The following is a 16883-nucleotide window of genomic DNA, read 5'->3' on the forward strand; positions in this document are numbered from 1 at the left end:
TGGGCGGGCAGAAGGATCGCGCGGCGATCCTCCGCGCGCTCGAAGAGCGTCTCGCCGCGCCGCCGGCGGCGGAGTTCGAAGCCGCGCTCGCCGAAGTTCTAAAGATCGCCGGCTTCCGGCTGGAAGCGCTTGTCGAGGAAGGCCCGCCGGCCGGCGCCGCGGCCGCGGGGGAGCTCTCGCTCAGCCTGCATATCCTCGATACCGCGCGTGGCGGCCCCGGCGCCGGGCTCGCCTTCAGCCTCAGCCGGATCGAGGCGGAGAGCCCGGTGGCACTCGCTGCCGGGGTGAGCGATGGCGCCGGGCGCTGGGCGCTCGATCGCGCGGTACCGCTGCTGCCCGGCATCTACCAGATCGTGTTCGAGGCAGGGGCCTATCAGGCGCGCTGCGGCGCCGAGAGCTTCTACGACCTTATCCCGATCCGCTTCCGGCTCGCCGCCGGCGGTGGCCATTACCACCTGCCGCTGATCCTCTCGCCCTTCGGCTACAGCACCTATCGCGGCGGATAGGCGCCGGGAGGGGGCGTTTCAGCGGAAGGCCGGCTCGTCGAAGGCGCGCAGCTTGCGCGAATGCAGCGTGTGCAACTCGCCCCGCAGCACGTTGATCGTTTCGAGCCCGATCGCCAGATGTTCGCCCACCGCGCGCTGATAGAAGGAGGTCGCGGCGCCGGGCAGCTTGATCTCGCCGTGCAGCGGCTTGTCCGAGACGCAGAGGAGCGTGCCATAGGGCACCCGCAGCCGGTAGCCTTGGGCCGCCAGGGTGCCGCTTTCCATATCAACCGCGATCGCCCGGCTGAGATTGATCCGCCGCCGCTCATGCGCCCAGCGGAGTTCCCAGTTCCGGTCGTCATAGGTCACCACCGTACCGGTGCGCAGCCGGCGCTTCAGCGCCTCGCCGCGTTCGCCCGTCACCCGTGCCGCCGCCTCCTGAAGCGCGAGCTGCACCTCGGCCAGCGCCGGGACCGGCACTTCCGGTGGCAGGATCTCGTCCAGGATGCGATCCCGCCGCAGATAGCCGTGGGCGAGCACGTAATCGCCAATCACCTGGCTCTGCCGTAGCCCGCCGCAATGGCCGATCATCAGCCAGCAATTCGGGCGTAGCACCGCCAGATGGTCGGTGATGTTCTTGGCGTTGGAAGGCCCGACGCCGATATTGACGATGGTGATGCCGCCCTGGCCGTCGCCGCGGGCAAGGTTGTAGGCCGCCATCTGGAAGCTCTGCCATGGCGCGCGGGCGACGAGCGCCGCGGCCTCCTCGGGCGGGGTCTCGCGCAGCACCTGGCCGCCGCCGGGAAGGTGGAGCGCGGTATAGGCACTGTCCGGCCGCTGCAGCTCGGCCAGGGCATAGCGGACGAAGCCATCGACATAGCGCTGGTAATTGGTAAGCAGGATCCAGGGCTGGATCGTCCGCCAATCGGTTCCGGTGTAATGGGCGAGCCGCTTGAGCGAGAAATCCGTGCGCACCGCATCGAACAGCGCCAGCGGCCGGGCCCCGCCCGGCTCGTGCAGCCAGATGCCGTCGGCCACCTCGTCGCCCACGGTCGCGAGGCGCGGGGTCGGGAAATAGCGCGCGAGATCCGCGACCTCGACGGTGCCATGGGCGAATTCGTCGCCCCCCTCGGTCACATAGGGGTAGGGGATTTCGAGGTCGCTCACGCCGATGGAGAGCCGCACCCCGTATTCGGAGACGAGCGGCTGCAACTGTTCCAGCAGGTAGGAGCGGAAATGCGCCGGCTGGGTCACCGTCGTCGTATAGAGCCCGGGCTTCTGCAGCTTGGCCCAGGCGCGGGTGGTGAAGGGGGCGCGGCCGCCGGGGCGCCATTCCACGTCCAGCCGCGGATAGCGGAACTGCCGCCGCTCCTCGGCGCTCGGCGGGATGCCCTCCCGCGCGTAGCGGGCAAGGGCCGCGCGGAGCGCGCCGCAGGCGCGGTCATAGGCGAATTCCAGCCGTGCCACGGCCTGCTCGGGGTTGAGGTTGTGGATCACGGTCCCATCATCCATCGGCATTGCCACCTCGGTCCGGTTTGCCGGCAGGGGTTAGCTCTTTCCCCGCCCGCGCACCAGCCCGGCGGCCAAACCCGGGGCCCGCTTGCAGCGCAGCGCGGCGGCGTGGTCTGGTGCGGCCCGATCATCCGGAGCCCCCCCTATGCCCAACGACCTGTCTGCCTCGTCCATCCCCCCCGCGGCGGCTGCCGACGACATCCTGCCCTCCCGGCGGCGGGGCCTCGGCCTTCTGCTGCTCCTCGGCCTTGCGCCGCTCGCCGGCTGCGCGGGTGGGGCCAGCGGGCACGCGGCGCAGTATGTCGCCCCACCTGCGGCAGGCGGCGCCCAACTGCCCCGGCCCGGCCTCGTCTATGTCTATCCCTTCACGATCGACCCGAAGACCATCCAGCTCGATAAGGGCATGCGCGCGCGGCTCGAAGCGCTGTCGCAAACGGCCGATCCCGCCGCCGCCCGCCGACAGATCGCGCAAGAGGTGCAGGAGGCGATCAGCGAGACCCTGATCGCCCGGATCAATGCGCTTGGCCTGCCGGCGGTTGCCGCCGATGCGCGCAGCCGCGCGCGCTTGCGCCCCGGCGATGTGGTGGTGCAGGGGCAGATTACCGGCGTCGATGCCGGCAATGCCGCCCGCCGCGCGGTTATTGGCTTCGGCGCCGGCAAAAGCACCGTCTATGCGACGAGCGCGCTGTTGCAGGTGCGCCCCAATCATCGCCTCCAGCCGCTGCAAAGCTATGATGCGGAGGCCAATTCCGGCCGCACCCCGGGCCTCGCGGTTGGGGCTGCGGGGCTTGCCGCGGGGCATGTGGCTCTCGCCGCGGCGGGAGCTGCCGCCGGCACCGTGAAGCGGGGTCGCACCGGTCTCGCCAAGGATGGCGAAGTGCTGGCTGAGCATGTCGCTGCCAATTTCGCCCAGTTCTTCGCCGCCGAGGGCTGGATTCCGCCGCGCTGAGAGCGGGCGCGGCCCGTGCCGCCGCCGCCGGCGGCCGGGCGCCTTTGATATGAGGAAGGGCGGGCATGGTCGAATGGTTTGAGTATCTGACGCGCCTCGGACCGCGGGCCGAGCTTTCGCTCGGGCTGCTGATCGCACTTGCCGTCACGCTGCATGTGCTTCGCACCAAGCGGGATGTCTCCTCGGCCGCCGCCTGGATCGGCCTCTCCTGGTTCGCGCCCTTTTTCGGCGGCATCGCCTATTTCATGCTCGGCATCAACCGCGTCAGCCGCCGGGCGGTGAAGCTGCGCGCCTCCTCAGGCGTGCGCCATCCCCGCACGCGCGGCGATCAAGCCCGGGCGGAGCGGTTGGAGCACGGGCTCGGCCCGCTCCAGCACGGGATCGGGCGCATCACCGGCCGGCGGCTGGAAGGCGGCAACCGGATCGAGACGCTGCATAGCGGCGATGAAGCCTATCCCGCCATGCTGGCGGCGATCGAAGCGGCGCAGCACAGCATCGGCCTCTCCAGCTATATTTTCCATGCCGACGAGATCGGCACGCGCTTCATCGAAGCCCTGAGCGCCGCTCAAGTGCGGGGGATCGCCGTGCGGGTCATCGTGGATGGCATCGGTGGCGGCTGGCTGCGCTCCCCCGCCTATAGCCGGTTGCGGGCGGCGGGGGTTCCGGCCGGCCGCTTCATGCATTCGCTCATGCCCTGGCGCATGCCCTTCCTCAATCTTCGCAGCCATAAGAAGATTCTGGTGGTGGATGGGCGGATCGGCTTTACCGGCGGCGTCAACATCGCCGATCAGAACCGCATCGCGCTAGATCCGGCCGATCCGGTCGAGGATACCCATTTCCGCATCGAGGGGCCGGTGGTCGCCCAGCTCGTTCAGGCCTTCGCCCGGGATTGGGATTTCGTCTCGGGCGAGGAGTTGGACGGCGCGGCCTGGTATCCGCCGCTGGAGCCGCGGGGGGAAAGCCTCGGCCGTGTCATCACCGCCGGGCCGGACGAGGATCTCGAGAAGATCGAATATGCCGTGCTGCAGGCGATTGCCTGCGCGCGGCGCCGCATCGAGGTCATGACCCCCTATTTCCTGCCGGATCAACGCGTCATCACCGCCCTTGGCCTCGCGGCGATGCGGGGGGTCGCGGTCGATATCGTCATCCCGCAAACCGGCGATCATCGGATCTTGGATTGGGCGGTGCGCGCCAATATCGACTTTCTGCTGCGGCGCGGCGTGCGGCTCTGGCTCTGCCCGCCGCCCTTCCGCCATTCCAAGATCATGGTGATCGAGGGCGGATGGTCCCTCATCGGCAGCAGCAACTGGGATATGCGGAGTTTCCGTCTCAATTTCGAGCTTTGCGTGGAAGTTTATGACGAGCCGCTGGCGGAGAGCCTCTCGGCGCTCATCGAGCGGTGCCGCGGCGTGCCGATCACGCTCGAGACGTTGCGCGAACGCCCCTATCTCATCATGCTGCGCGATGCCGCGGCCCGCCTGCTGCTCCCCTATCTGTGACCGACGCCTCCCCCGGACGTTCCGCTATGGGCTTCGGGCAGGGCCCAATGCGCGGAAAGCCGCATGAAGCGCATGTTGCTTTCTTGACACCAAGGGGGGGGGTCGGTAGCAGACGGGTGCCCCGGGCCGGGTGAGTTTCGCACGGGCCTGAACGGTAGTTGGGGGCAGCGGATGAGCGAGGACCAGAAAGAGAAATCTTTCGAGGAACGCTTGGCGAAGGCGCAAGGAAGCGCCAAGCTCGGCCGGCAGCCCAGGAAGATGGGGGAGGCCGCGAGCCTGGATGGCAATGCCTTGCGGCTCGCGCTCCGGCTCGGTGTGGAGATGGTCGCGGCGCTGGTGATCGCGGTGGTGATCGGCTGGGGGCTGGACCGGCTTTTGCACACGCGGCCGTTGTTCATGATCGCCTTCGTGCCCCTCGGCGCGGCGGCGGGTTTGCGTAATGTCTTCCGGGCAATGGGCCCGGGGGGCAAGGCTTAAGGCTTGGGGCTCGGGAAACGTTCATGGCTGGTCCTTCGATTGACGCGCTAGGCCAATTCCGGCTGACGACGGGGCTCGGCCCCATCGGCGCCGCCGTCAATTTCACCAATTCCAACGAGATGATGCTGGTCGCGGTCGTCATCGTCGCGGTCGTCTTCTCGCTCGCGCTGCGCCGGCGGGCGCTGGTGCCGGGCCGCATCCAGTCTCTCGTCGAAACCTTCTACGAATTCGTCCACAACATGTGCCTGGATACGATCGGCGAAGAGGGGCGGCGCTTCTTCCCGCTGGTCTTCACGCTTTTCGTCTTCATCCTGCTGGGCAACCTGCTCGGCCTTTTCCCCTATTTCTTCGCCTATACCAGCGGCATCGTGGTGACCCTCACCATGGCGCTGTTCGTCTTCATCTTTTCGACCGCCGTCGGCTTCTACATCCATGGCTTCGGCTTTTTCAGGTTCTTCGTGCCTGCCGGCGTGCCGGGCTGGATGCTGCCGATGCTGGTGCCGATCGAGATCATTTCCTATCTTTCGCGCCCCGTTTCGCTCTCGGTTCGACTTTTCGCCAATATGACGGCCGGCCACGTGATGCTCGAGGTTTTCGCCGGCTTCATGATCCTGCTCACCGCGAGCCTCGGCGTTTTCGGCGTCGTCGCCTCCATCATCCCTCTCGGGCTCAATATCGCGCTCTTTGGTCTTGAGCTTCTGGTGGCCTGCCTGCAGGCCTATGTGTTCGCCATCCTCACTTGTCTGTATCTGCACGACGCCGTGCATATGCACTGACCTGGACTCCTGAAAGGACAAACGGATTATGGATATTTCTGCTCCGCTGCTCGCCAAGGATATCGGCGCGGGTCTCGCCACCATCGGCGTGGCGGGCGCCGGCGTTGGTATCGGCAATCTCTTCGGCAGCTTCGTCTCCGCCGTCGGCCGCAACCCGGCCGCGCGTGACCGCATGTTCCGCGACGTTCTGCTCGGCTTCGCGCTGACGGAAGCGGTGGCGCTCTACGCCCTCGTCATCGCCCTCGTCATTCTCTTCACCTGATCAGAGACGGACGCCGAACCACGCCATGCGCCGCCTATTCACCCCATCCTCGCTGATCGGCGGAGGTCTGCTCGGCTTGCCGGGTGCCGCCTATGCCGGTTCCAACATGCCGCAGATGGATTTCAGCAATCCGCTGAATGGCAGCCAGGTGGTGTGGCTCGTCATCCTTCTCGTCGTGCTTTACCTCATCCTGTCGCGCTGGGCGCTGCCGGGCGTCGGCAGTATCCTCGCCGATCGGGCGCAGCGGATTCAGGTGGATCTCGATGCGGCGCATGCGGCGAAGGTGGAGGCCGATGCGGCGGTAGCCGAATTGCAGGCCGCCATCCGCTCGGCGCGGGATGAGGCGAATGCCGCCGTCGCCCAGGCGACGGAGGCTGCCAAGGCCCAGGCGGCGGCCCAGGCGGCCGAACTCGCGGCCAAGCTCGAGACGCGGCTTGCCGAAGCCGAGGCGGAGATCGCGGCGGCCCGCGCGCAGGCGATGGCGGCGATCCGCCCGATCGCGGCCGAGACGGCCGGCGTTCTCATGGCCCGCCTCACCGGGGCTGCGGCGAACGACGCCGCGCTGTCGCGCGGGGTCGAGAATGCCCTCTCCGCTCGCGGCCTGGCCTGAACCGGAGATCGCAGGATGCAATACGAATCTCTGATGATGGCGCCCTGGGCGCACGGGGCCTTCTGGGTTTTCGTCGCGCTCATCATCTTCCTCGCCCTCTTCGGCCGTAAGATCGTCGGCCCGATCCTCGCCGCGCTCGATCGGCGGGCGGATGGCGTGCGTGAGGCGCTGGACGAGGCGGCGCGTCTGAAGGCGGAGGCCGAGGCGATGCTGCGGGACGCGAAGAAGCGCCGCGCGGACGCTCTGGCCGAAGCCAAGGATATTCTGGACCGTGCGCGCGAAGAAGCGGTCCGCACCGCCGCCGAACTCACCGCCGAGGCCGAGCTGCGTGCCACGGCGCGGGAGCGGATGGTGCAGGAGCGGATCGACGCCGCCCGCGCTTCCGCGATCGCCGAAGTGCGGGAAACCGCCGTCGATGTCGCGATCGCCGCGGCGACGGAGGCTTTGGCGCAAGGCTTCTCCGCTGAATCCGATGCCGGGCTGATCGACCGTGCGATCGCCGAGGTGCCGGCGGCCTTCACGCGTCGCGCTGCCGCCTGAGACATCCGACTTCCTATCGGAAAGAAGCCCGCGGGCACACGGCCTCGCGGGCTTCTTTTTTTGGTGGGCTGGCGGTGGGCCGGGAACGGGAGCCGCCCGCACCCCCGCCTCAGGTCTAGGCGCGCGCCCTCAGCGGACAGGCATCAATGCCAGTAGTAGCGCGGTGGCGGTGGCGGGGGCGGCGGACCACCATGCCAGTAATGCGGATGCCCGTACCAGCCATAGGGGTAATAACAGCCGCCGAGCGACAGCGCGATCAGAGCGCCGGCGCCCAGCCTGACAAGCCATGCCTTGCTCATCGACGGGGCCCTCCTTCTGCAATGCCATATGGGCAGCCGCCTGCGGCCCGCTATGGGCGAAAGATGGCCGAAGCGTGGAAGGGTGTTACGAAGCGAAACCCGCGAGCGTGCGGCGCGCCTCTGCCGCGTCCTGCATGATCTGGGCGCGGAGCGCGGCGAAATTCGGAAACTTCTGCTCCTCGCGCAGGAAGCTGAGCAGGGAGACGGTGATCTCCTGGCCGTACAGATCCTCCGCGAAATCAAAGAGATGTACTTCGAGCCGGCTTGCCAGCCCCTCGCCGACGGTCGGGCGCAGGCCGATATTGGCGACCCCGCCGAAGCTCCGTCCATCGGCGAGGCGCACGCGGGTCGCATAAACCCCGCGCGCCGGTTCCAGATGGCGGCCGAGCGGCACATTGGCGGTCGGGAAGCCGATCGTCCGGCCGCGCTGGTCGCCCTGCGCCACCACGCCGCGGATTGCCCAGGCGCGGCCGAGCAGCGCATTGGCGCGTTCGGGGTAGCCATCCTGCAAGAGCCGCCGGATGCGGGTGGAGGAAACCGGGCCCGCGGCATCCGTCAGCGCCGGGGTGACGGAGAGGCCGATGCCGAGGCTTTCCGCCCGTGCCGCGAGGAAAGCCGCATCGCCCCCCCGGCGGTGGCCGAAGGCGAAATCGGCGCCGCAGACCAGATGGCTGGCGCCCAGCTGCGCGTGCAGGATCTCCGCCACGAAATGCTCGGCCGGCTGCAGGCTGAAGGCATGGTCGAAGCGCAGCACGAAGAGCAGATCGACCTGCAGCGCGGCAAGTGCCGCGGCCTTCTCCGCCAGCAGGGTGAGGCGGAAGGGCGGGTCACCGGGGCGGAAATATTCGCGCGGATGCGGCTCGAAGGTCAGCACCGCGAGCGGCGCCCCCGGCCGCGCCGCATGGGCGGTGCGCACCACCGCGGCATGGCCGAGATGCACGCCGTCGAAATTGCCCAGCGCGATGGTCGCGCCCCGCGCGGCTGGGGGGATCGGCCCTGCGCCATCCAAGATCTCGATGCTCATCGGCCGCACATGCCGGAGCGGGCGGCGGTTTTCAAGCCGGCGGCGGTGCCGGGCGCGTGCAGCCTGTCCCCCCTCAGGCGCGGGGATGGGCGCGGCGCCATGTCGCCATCAGCTGCGCGCTATCGACCGCCGTGTAGCGCTGGGTGGTGGAGAGGCTGGCATGGCCGAGCAGTTCCTGGATGGCGCGCAGATCGGCCCCTTGCGCCAGCAGGTGGGTCGCGAAGGAATGGCGCAGCGCATGCGGGGTCGCGTGTTCGGGCAAGCCGTTCAGCCGGCGAAACTCCCGCAGCGTCTTCTGGGCGATCGCGGGGTCGAGCCGGCGGCCGCGGGCGCCGAGGAAGAGCGGCGCCTCCGGCTCATCCTGCCAGTGGAAGGCGAGCCAGCGCGCCATCATCGCGCGTGCGATGGGCAGCACCGGCACGATGCGGGTCTTGCCGCCCTTGCCGCGCAGGCGGAGCGGCGTGTCGCTGCCGGGCAAGGGGGCATCCCGCCGGTTCAGCCCCAAGGCTTCCGAGATGCGCAGGCCACAGCCATAGAGCAGCGTAAAGAGCGCGGTATCGCGCGCCTGCAAGGCCGCCTCCCCGGCGATCTCGCCGATATCGGTCGCGACAGCGCGGGCGGCTTCGACCGCGAGTGCCCGGGGCAGGGGCTTCCTGGCGCGCGGCGTCGCCACCAGCGCGACCGCCGCATTGGCGATGCCATGTTCGCGTTCGGCATAGCGGAGGAAGGAGCGGAGAGCGGCGAATTTCTTGGCGCGCGTGGCGTTGCCCGCGCCCTGGGCTGCCTCCTCGGCCAGCCAGGCGCGGAAATCCGTGGTCCGCAGTTCGGCGAGCGTCTGCGCCGCCGGCTCCCCGCCGAGATGGCGGGTGAGGAAGCCGAGGAAGCCGGCCACGTCACGCCCATAGGTTTCGAGGGTGAGGGCGGCCGCCCGCCGCTCGCCGCCGAGCCAGCCCAGCCACGCCTGCCGTAGCGCTTCCGCCATCATCGCGATGCGCTCTCCCCTTCGATGCCCGCCTGCTTTCTTTATCGCCTATCCCCGCGCTATGCGAGGCAAGGCGCTGACGGGCAGCGCGCGAGACGAGGCGCGATGAGCGGGGCTGAGCAGGATCTTCTGGGCGCGCGGGCGGAAAGCGGGGAGGTCGTGCCCGTCCTGCTGCCGGTGCCGCTCGCGGGCCCGCTCGATTACCGTCTGCCGCCGGGGCGGGAGGCGCCGCCGGGGACGATCGTGCAGGCGCCGCTGCACGGCCGGCAGCTGCATGGTGTCGTCTGGGATGGCGCGGCGGCTTCGGGCCTCGCCGCGCACCGGCTCAAGACAGCGCTGCCGGTGCCGGGTCTGCCGCCGCTCGCCCCCGCGCTCCGCCGCTTCATCGATTGGGTCGCCCGCTACACCCTCACCGCACCCGGCGAGGTGCTGGCCATGGCGATCCGCGCGCCGCTGCTCGCCCCCCTGGCGCGGGAGGAGCGGCCGGGCTTCGCGCTCGGCGAGCAGCGGCCGGAGGGCCGCGCCCTGACGCCGGCCCGCGCGCGCGTTCTGGCAGCCTTCGGCGAAGGCGGGGCGCTCACCCAGGCGGCGCTCACGGCGGCAGCGGGCGTCAGCCCGGGGACGCTGCACGCCATGGCGGAGCGCGGCTGGCTCCGCCCGGTCAGCCTCGGCGCCGATCGGGCCGCGGCCCTACCGGACCCCGCCCATGCCGGTGCGCCGCAGCTTTCGCCTGGCCAGGCGGCGGTGGCGGAGGCGCTAGGCGCCGCCGTCCGCCAGGCCTCGTTCTGCCCCATCCTGCTCGAAGGGGTGACGGGTTCGGGCAAGACCGAGACCTATCTCGAAGCGGTGGCGCAAGCCATCCGCCTCGGCCGGCAGAGCCTCATCCTGCTGCCCGAGATCGCGCTGTCGAGCCAGTTTCTCGAACGCTTCCAGCGCCGCTTCGGCGTGCCCCCGGCGGTCTGGCATTCCGAACTCTCCCCGGCTCTGCGGCGCCGCACCTGGCGCGCGGTCGCCGATGGCTCGGCTGCCGTCGTCGTCGGCGCGCGCTCGGCGCTCTTCCTGCCCTTCGCCGCTCTCGGCCTCATCATCGTCGATGAAGAGCATGAGGGCGCCTTCAAGCAGGAAGAGGGGGTGATCTACCATGCGCGGGACATGGCGGTGGTGCGCGCGCGGATCGAGGCGATCCCGGTGGCGCTGGTCTCGGCGACGCCGAGCCTCGAAACGCTGATCAATGCCGAAAGCGGGCGCTACCGGCACCTCACCCTCGCGGCCCGCCATGGCGGCGCGGCGCTGCCGCACGTCACGGCGATCGATCTCCGCCAGCATCCGCCGGAGCGCGGGCGCTTCATCGCCCCGCCGCTGGTCGCGGCGATCGAGGCCACGCTCGCCCGCGGGGAGCAGGCGATGCTCTTTCTTAACCGCCGCGGCTATGCCCCGCTCACCCTCTGCCGCCATTGCGGCCATCGCTTCGCCTGCCCGCACTGCACCGCTTGGCTCGTCGAGCATCGCGCGCGACGCCTGCTGCAATGCCACCATTGCGGCCATACCCTGCCGGTGCCGGAGGCCTGCCCGGCCTGCGAGGCGGAGGATAGCCTCGCCGCCGTCGGCCCGGGGGTGGAGCGGATCACCGAAGAGGCGGCGGCACTGTTCCCCGAGGCGCGGCGGCTGGTGATGGCGAGTGATACGATCGGCGGCGCCGAAGGTGCGGCCGCGGCGGCGCGCGCCATCGTAGAGCGGGAGATCGATCTGATCATCGGCACCCAGATCGTCGCCAAGGGCTGGCATTTCCCGCACCTGACCCTGGTCGGCGTGATCGATGCCGATCTCGGCCTCGCCGGGGGTGATCTGCGCGCGGGCGAGCGCACCTTGCAGCTGCTGCATCAGGTGGCGGGCCGGGCAGGGCGGGCGGAGGCGCCGGGCGAGGTGCTGCTGCAAAGCTTCGCGCCCGAACACGCGGTCATCCAGGCGCTCGTCGCGGGCGATAGCGCGGCCTTCATGGCGGCCGAGGCCGAAGCTCGCCGCCCCGGCCACTGGCCGCCCTTCGGGCGCCTCGCCGCCCTCATCGTGCATGGCGAGGACATGGCCGAGACTGACCGTATCGCCGCCGCCCTCGGCCGCGCCGCGCCGGCGGGCGAGGGGGTGGAGGTTCTCGGCCCCGCCCCGGCGCCGCTCGCCATGCTGCGCCGCCGCCACCGCCGCCGCCTCTTGTTGCGCACCCGGCGGGATATCGCGGTGCAGCCGATCCTGCGCGGCTGGCTCGGCGCGGTTGCCGTGCCGCGGGGCGTGCGGGTCGATGTCGATGTCGATCCGGTGAGCTTCCTCTGATCGCTCGGGCCGCGGGGAAAACCCAGCCCCGGGTGATTTCCCCCGTCCAGTGCGATTTCCGGAGATGAAAGCGCGTTAAGCTCCGTTGCTTCGCCGGACCCCCTATGATAGTTCCGCGCCATCGACGATAGAGAGCGTGGGCGTCTCGGGAGCCGTTTCTCGGACAACGTCTCAGGAACGTCTCGACAACTGATGGCGGGTAGGACACGTGGCCGCGGGCGCCGGTAATCACTCTTCGAACCAAATCCTGGCCGGGCGCTATGCGACCGCGCTTTTCGATCATGCCGAGGAAATGGGCTGGCTCGATCGCGTCATCGAGGAGATGGACGCGCTCGGCCGCCTGATCGACGAAAGTGCCGAGTTCCGGGCCTTTCTCGCCAATCCGCTGATCGACATTCAGGAGAGCACGAAAGCCGTGCGCGCGGTGCTGGCCGAGCAGGGCTTCGGCTCGATCGTGCAGAATTTCGTGGGCGTCATCGCCCAGAACCGCCGGCTGTTCTTCCTCCGCTCGATCGTGCAGGGTTTCGCCGATCTGGTGGACAAGAAGCGCGGCGTCGTCCGGGCGGAGGTCGTCTCCGCGCATCCGCTGACGGAGGTGCAGTCCACCCAGCTGCGGGCGCGCCTCACCGAACTCGGCTATGGCCGCGTGCAGATCCATCAATCGGTGGACCCGAGCCTCCTTGGCGGCCTCGTCGTCAAGCTCGGTGCCCGCCTCTACGATACCAGCCTCAAGTCGCGCCTCCAGCGACTGCAATACGCGATGAAGGGAGCAGCCTGACATGGAGATCCGCCCGGCAGAGATCTCGGAGATCCTGAAGAAGCAGATCGCCAGCTTCGACTCCGACGCCAATGTGACCGAGACCGGTCAGGTGTTGAGCGTCGGTGACGGCATTGCCCAGGTTTTCGGGCTGCAGAACGTCATGGCTGGCGAACTCGTCGAATTCCCCGGCGCCGGCCTCAAGGGCATGGCGCTCAATCTCGCGGCCGACAGCGTCGGCATCGTGATTTTCGGCGACGATAGCGCGATCCGCGAGGGCGATACCGTCGTCCGCACCGGCGATATCGTGAACGTGCCGGTGGGCAAGGAACTGCTCGGCCGCGTCGTCGATGGTCTCGGCAATCCGATCGACGGCAAGGGCCCGATCGCGACGACCGAGCGGCGGCTGGCCGAGGTCAAGGCGCCCGGCATCATTCCGCGCAAATCCGTGCATGAGCCGATGCAGACCGGCATCAAGGCGATCGACGCCCTGATCCCGATCGGCCGTGGCCAGCGCGAGCTGATCATCGGCGATCGCCAGACGGGCAAGACCGCGGTGATCATCGACACCTTCATCAACCAGAAGGCCATCAACGCCGGCGATGACGAGAGCCGTAAGCTCTACTGCATCTACGTCGCGATTGGCCAGAAGCGCTCCACCGTTGCCCAGCTCGTGCGCACGCTCGAAGAATATGGCGCGATGGAATATTCGATCGTGGTCGCGGCCACCGCTTCCGATCCGGCGCCGATGCAGTTCCTCGCCCCCTATACGGCTTGCGCCATGGGCGAGTATTTCCGCGACAACGGCATGCATGCGCTGATCGCCTACGACGATCTTTCGAAGCAGGCGGTTGCCTATCGCCAGATGTCCCTGCTGCTGCGCCGCCCGCCGGGCCGCGAGGCCTTCCCGGGCGACGTCTTCTACCTGCATTCCCGCCTGCTCGAACGTGCGGCGAAGATGTCGGACGCGATGGGCGCCGGCAGCCTCACCGCGCTGCCGGTGATCGAAACCCAGGCGGGCGACGTCTCGGCCTATATCCCGACGAACGTGATCTCGATCACCGATGGCCAGATCTTCCTGGAGACCGAGCTTTTCTTCAAAGGCATCCGGCCGGCGGTGAATGTCGGCATCAGCGTCTCGCGCGTCGGTTCCGCCGCGCAGATCAAGGCGATGAAGCAGGTGGCCGGCAAGATCAAGCTGGACCTTGCGCAGTATCGCGAGATGCAGGCCTTCAGCCAGTTCGCCTCCGATCTCGATGCCTCCACCCAGCAGTTGCTGGCCCGCGGCGCGCGGCTGACCGAACTGCTCAAGCAGCCGCAATTCCATCCCCTCGCGGTGGAAGAGCAGGCGGTCGTCATCTTCGGCGGCGTGCGCGGCTTGCTGGATCGCGTGCCGGTCAACCGGATCGTCGATTTCGAGCGGCGCTTCGTGAACGACCTGAAGAGCCGCGAGCCCGGCATCCTGGAATCGATCCGCACCAATCGCGAGATCAAGAAGGATGTCGAGGAGCAGCTGACGGCCTTCATCAAGAAGCTCGTTGACGAATTCGTGGCCTAAGGCGGGCGGAAGACAGCGATCATGCCGAGCCTGAAGCCACTTCGGAACCGGATCAACAGCGTCAAATCGACGCAGAAGATCACCAGCGCCATGAAGATGGTCGCGGCGTCCAAGCTCCGCCGCGCCCAGGCGCAGGCGGAGGCGGCGCAGCCCTATGCCGACCGGATGGCGCGGATGCTGCGCGCGCTGGGCAATGCCATGAACGATCGGCCCGCCGGCAGCGCGCCTGCGCTGCTCGCCGGGACGGGCAGGGACCAGAAGCACCTTGTGGTCTCCGTCACCGCCGATCGCGGCCTCGCCGGCGGTTTCAACGTCAATGCCGCGCGGACCGCGCGCAACCTCGTCCGCCGGCTTGTGGCCGAGGGCAAGGATGTCCGCGTGCTCGCCATCGGCCGCAAGGGGCGGGATTTCCTGCGCCGCGAATTCGCCGACCGGATGGTGGAAAATCCCATGCCGGGCGGCCGCAAGAAGCCGGATTTCGCCGATGCCGAAGCCATCTCGGCGCTGATCCAGAAGATGGTGGCGAATGGCGAGGCGGATGCGGTGACGCTCGTCTATAACCATTTCCGCGGCGTGATGGCCCAGGTGCCGACCGAACTGCGGCTGGTGCCGATGGCCGCAGAGGCGCCGGGGGGTGAGCCCAAGGATGGGGCCGAGCGCGCCTCCTACGAATTCGAGCCGGAAGAGGACGAGATTCTCGAGCGCCTGCTGCCGCGCGCGCTCAGCGTGCAGATCTTCCGCGCCATGCTCGATAACGAGGCCGGCTTCTACGCGGCCCAGATGACCGCGATGGATGGCGCGACGCGCAACGCCGGCGATATGATCAAACGCCTGACCTTGAACTACAACCGCGCCCGCCAGGCGAACATCACGTCTGAGCTGGTCGAAATCATCTCCGGCGCGGAAGCCGTTTAAGCAGCGCACAGAGCAGGATACGAAAATGGCAAACAATTCTGTCGGTCGCGTCACGCAGGTTCTGGGCGCTGTCGTCGATGTGCAGTTCGAGGGCGAGCTGCCGTTTATCTATAACGCGCTCACCACCAAGATCGGCGAGCGTACCCTGGTGCTGGAAGTGGCTCAGGAACTCGGCGAGCATACCGTTCGCACCATCGCCATGGATACGACGGATGGCCTCGTCCGCGGCCAGGAAGTGAGCGATACGGGAACCGCGATCGCCATGCCGGTCGGCCCCGGCACGCTCGGCCGCATCCTCAACGTCATCGGTGAGCCGATCGACGAGCGGGGCGAGGTGCAGGCCGTGCGCACCATGCCGATCCACCGCCAGGCGCCCGATTTCGAGGAGCAGGCGGCCAATGCCGAAATCCTTGTCACCGGCATCAAGGTGGTCGATCTCCTGGCGCCCTACCTCAAGGGCGGCAAGATCGGCCTCTTCGGCGGCGCGGGCGTCGGCAAAACCGTGCTCATCCAGGAGCTGATCAACAATATCGCCAAGGAGCACGGCGGCGTCTCGGTGTTCGCCGGTGTCGGCGAGCGGACGCGCGAAGGCAACGATCTCTATCACGAGATGATCGATGCCGGGGTCATCAAGACCGAGGGCGAGGGCTCCAAGGTGGCGCTGGTCTATGGCCAGATGAATGAGCCGCCGGGTGCGCGCATGCGCGTCGCCCTTTCGGGCCTCACCATCGCCGAATACTTCCGCGATGAGGAAGGGCAGGATGTGCTCTTCTTCGTCGATAACATCTTCCGCTTCACCCAGGCGGGTGCGGAGGTTTCCGCGCTTCTCGGCCGCATCCCCTCGGCGGTCGGCTATCAGCCGACGCTCGCGACCGATATGGGCGCGCTGCAGGAACGCATCACCTCCACCAAGAAGGGCTCGATCACCTCGGTGCAGGCGATCTACGTGCCGGCGGACGACTTGACCGATCCGGCGCCCGCCACCTCCTTCGCCCATCTGGACGCGACCACCGTGCTCTCCCGCTCGATCGCCGAGCAGGGCATCTATCCGGCGGTCGATCCGCTCGATTCGACCTCCCGCTCGCTCGATCCGCGGATCGTCGGCGACGAGCATTACCAGGTGGCGCGCGACGTGCAGAAGATCCTGCAGACCTACAAGTCCTTGCAGGACATCATCGCCATTCTCGGCATGGACGAGCTTTCGGAAGACGACAAGCTCGTTGTCGCCCGCGCCCGCAAGATCCAGCGCTTCCTCAGCCAGCCCTTCCACGTCGCCGAGGTCTTCACGGGCTCCCCGGGCGTCTTCGTCCAGGTGGCGGACACCATCAAGGGCTTCAAGGATATCGTCGCCGGCAAGTATGACCATCTGCCGGAAGGCGCCTTCTATATGGTCGGCACCATCGAGGAGGCCGTGAAGAAGGCCGAGTCGATGCGCGAGAAGGCCTGAGCAGTGCCCGTCTCCCTCGAGATCGTCAGCCCGGCGCAGCTGCTCGTCTCCCAATCGGTGGACATGGTGGTGATCCCCGGTTCGGAAGGCGATATCGGTGTGCTGCCGGAGCATAGCCCGATGATTACGCTGCTGCGCGGCGGCGAGGTGCTGCTCTATGATGGCGACCGCGTTACCGCGCGGTATTTCGTGACCGGCGGCTTCGCCGAGATCACCGAGGAGCGGGTGACGGTGCTAGCCGATACGGCCGAGCTTTCGAACACGCTCGACCGCGCGATGGGCGAGCGGCAATTGGCGGAAGCGATGCGCGAACTGGGCGAGGCCGAGAAGGCCGGCCAGCTCGATCGCCTCGTGCCGCTGATGGAGAAGGTGCAGGTCGCCCAGGCCGTAGTGGATGTGAGCAGCGCCGAACAGCACTGATCCTGCCGCGCCATGGTGTGGCGCAGCATGACCCCCGTCAGACGAT

18 protein-coding genes are annotated in these 16883 nt (G+C 68.4%); 14 read left to right on the top strand and 4 right to left on the bottom strand.

Features of this window, described 5'->3' with window-relative positions:
* Positions 1-506: hydroxyisourate hydrolase (gene uraH / locus ACYQ7X_RS14445; protein WP_459697757.1), on the top strand; the 506-nt coding region annotated here is incomplete at its 5' end.
* 18 nt (positions 507-524) lie between these two features.
* Here uraH and ACYQ7X_RS14450 read toward each other — a convergent pair.
* The gene (locus ACYQ7X_RS14450; protein ID WP_459697758.1) at positions 525-1997 is read right to left on the bottom strand and encodes an AMP nucleosidase; all 1473 of its coding nucleotides are present in this window, start codon (positions 1995-1997) and stop codon (positions 525-527) included.
* 145 nt (positions 1998-2142) lie between these two features.
* Here ACYQ7X_RS14450 and ACYQ7X_RS14455 point away from each other — a divergent pair, with 145 nt between their 5' ends.
* The 7 genes from ACYQ7X_RS14455 to ACYQ7X_RS14485 all read left to right on the top strand — a co-directional run bounded on the left by ACYQ7X_RS14455 (position 2143) and on the right by ACYQ7X_RS14485 (position 7110).
* Positions 2143-2946 (top strand): DUF4410 domain-containing protein, encoded by an 804-nt coding sequence (locus ACYQ7X_RS14455; protein WP_459697759.1) that lies wholly within the window; start codon positions 2143-2145, stop codon positions 2944-2946.
* A gap of 65 nt (positions 2947-3011) precedes the next feature.
* The gene (locus ACYQ7X_RS14460; RefSeq protein WP_459697760.1) at positions 3012-4445 is read left to right on the top strand and encodes a phospholipase D-like domain-containing protein; all 1434 of its coding nucleotides are present in this window, start codon (positions 3012-3014) and stop codon (positions 4443-4445) included.
* Between the two features lie 171 nt (positions 4446-4616).
* Entirely contained in the window at positions 4617-4922 is a 306-nt protein-coding gene (locus tag ACYQ7X_RS14465; protein WP_459697761.1) for an AtpZ/AtpI family protein, read from the top strand.
* A gap of 23 nt (positions 4923-4945) precedes the next feature.
* Positions 4946-5698, top strand: a complete 753-nt coding sequence (locus ACYQ7X_RS14470; protein ID WP_459697762.1) for a F0F1 ATP synthase subunit A — start codon at positions 4946-4948, stop codon at positions 5696-5698.
* A 28-nt stretch (positions 5699-5726) separates the two neighbouring features.
* Positions 5727-5960: an ATP synthase subunit C family protein gene (locus tag ACYQ7X_RS14475; RefSeq protein ID WP_227307008.1), complete on the top strand. Its 234-nt coding sequence runs from the start codon at positions 5727-5729 to the stop codon at positions 5958-5960.
* A gap of 25 nt (positions 5961-5985) precedes the next feature.
* A complete protein-coding gene (locus ACYQ7X_RS14480) occupies positions 5986-6570 on the top strand; it encodes a F0F1 ATP synthase subunit B family protein (protein WP_459697763.1) in 585 nt (194 codons plus the stop codon).
* Positions 6571-6585: 15 nt separating this feature from the next.
* Positions 6586-7110, top strand: coding sequence for a F0F1 ATP synthase subunit B family protein (locus ACYQ7X_RS14485; RefSeq protein WP_459697764.1), 525 nt, complete (start codon positions 6586-6588; stop codon positions 7108-7110).
* Positions 7111-7253: 143 nt separating this feature from the next.
* Here the strand turns inward: ACYQ7X_RS14485 and ACYQ7X_RS14490 are convergent, their stop codons facing one another.
* The 3 genes from ACYQ7X_RS14490 to ACYQ7X_RS14500 form a co-directional block, all read right to left on the bottom strand.
* Complete coding sequence (locus tag ACYQ7X_RS14490) at positions 7254-7409, bottom strand: hypothetical protein (protein ID WP_459697765.1); 156 nt, start codon at positions 7407-7409, stop codon at positions 7254-7256.
* 85 nt (positions 7410-7494) lie between these two features.
* Positions 7495-8433: a bifunctional riboflavin kinase/FAD synthetase gene (locus ACYQ7X_RS14495; protein WP_459697766.1), complete on the bottom strand. Its 939-nt coding sequence runs from the start codon at positions 8431-8433 to the stop codon at positions 7495-7497.
* Between the two features lie 73 nt (positions 8434-8506).
* Positions 8507-9418, bottom strand: a complete 912-nt coding sequence (locus tag ACYQ7X_RS14500) for a tyrosine recombinase XerC (protein ID WP_459697767.1) — start codon at positions 9416-9418, stop codon at positions 8507-8509.
* A gap of 102 nt (positions 9419-9520) precedes the next feature.
* Here ACYQ7X_RS14500 and ACYQ7X_RS14505 point away from each other — a divergent pair, with 102 nt between their 5' ends.
* The 6 genes from ACYQ7X_RS14505 (at position 9521) to atpC (ending at position 16837) form a co-directional block, all read left to right on the top strand.
* Positions 9521-11740: a primosomal protein N' gene (locus ACYQ7X_RS14505; RefSeq protein ID WP_459697768.1), complete on the top strand. Its 2220-nt coding sequence runs from the start codon at positions 9521-9523 to the stop codon at positions 11738-11740.
* Positions 11741-11948: 208 nt separating this feature from the next.
* The gene (locus tag ACYQ7X_RS14510) at positions 11949-12518 is read left to right on the top strand and encodes a F0F1 ATP synthase subunit delta (RefSeq protein WP_459697769.1); all 570 of its coding nucleotides are present in this window, start codon (positions 11949-11951) and stop codon (positions 12516-12518) included.
* A gap of 1 nt (position 12519) precedes the next feature.
* Positions 12520-14055, top strand: coding sequence for a F0F1 ATP synthase subunit alpha (gene atpA / locus ACYQ7X_RS14515; RefSeq protein ID WP_459697770.1), 1536 nt, complete (start codon positions 12520-12522; stop codon positions 14053-14055).
* A 21-nt stretch (positions 14056-14076) separates the two neighbouring features.
* On the top strand, positions 14077-14970 hold the full coding sequence (locus ACYQ7X_RS14520; protein WP_459697771.1) for a F0F1 ATP synthase subunit gamma: 894 nt from the start codon (positions 14077-14079) through the stop codon (positions 14968-14970).
* 25 nt (positions 14971-14995) lie between these two features.
* Entirely contained in the window at positions 14996-16417 is a 1422-nt protein-coding gene (gene atpD, locus ACYQ7X_RS14525) for a F0F1 ATP synthase subunit beta (RefSeq protein ID WP_459697772.1), read from the top strand.
* A 3-nt stretch (positions 16418-16420) separates the two neighbouring features.
* Entirely contained in the window at positions 16421-16837 is a 417-nt protein-coding gene (gene atpC / locus ACYQ7X_RS14530) for an ATP synthase F1 subunit epsilon (RefSeq protein WP_459697773.1), read from the top strand.
* The last annotated feature ends 46 nt before the right edge of the window (positions 16838-16883 follow it).

The sequence above is a fragment of the Acidisoma sp. C75 genome (assembly GCF_054665095.1).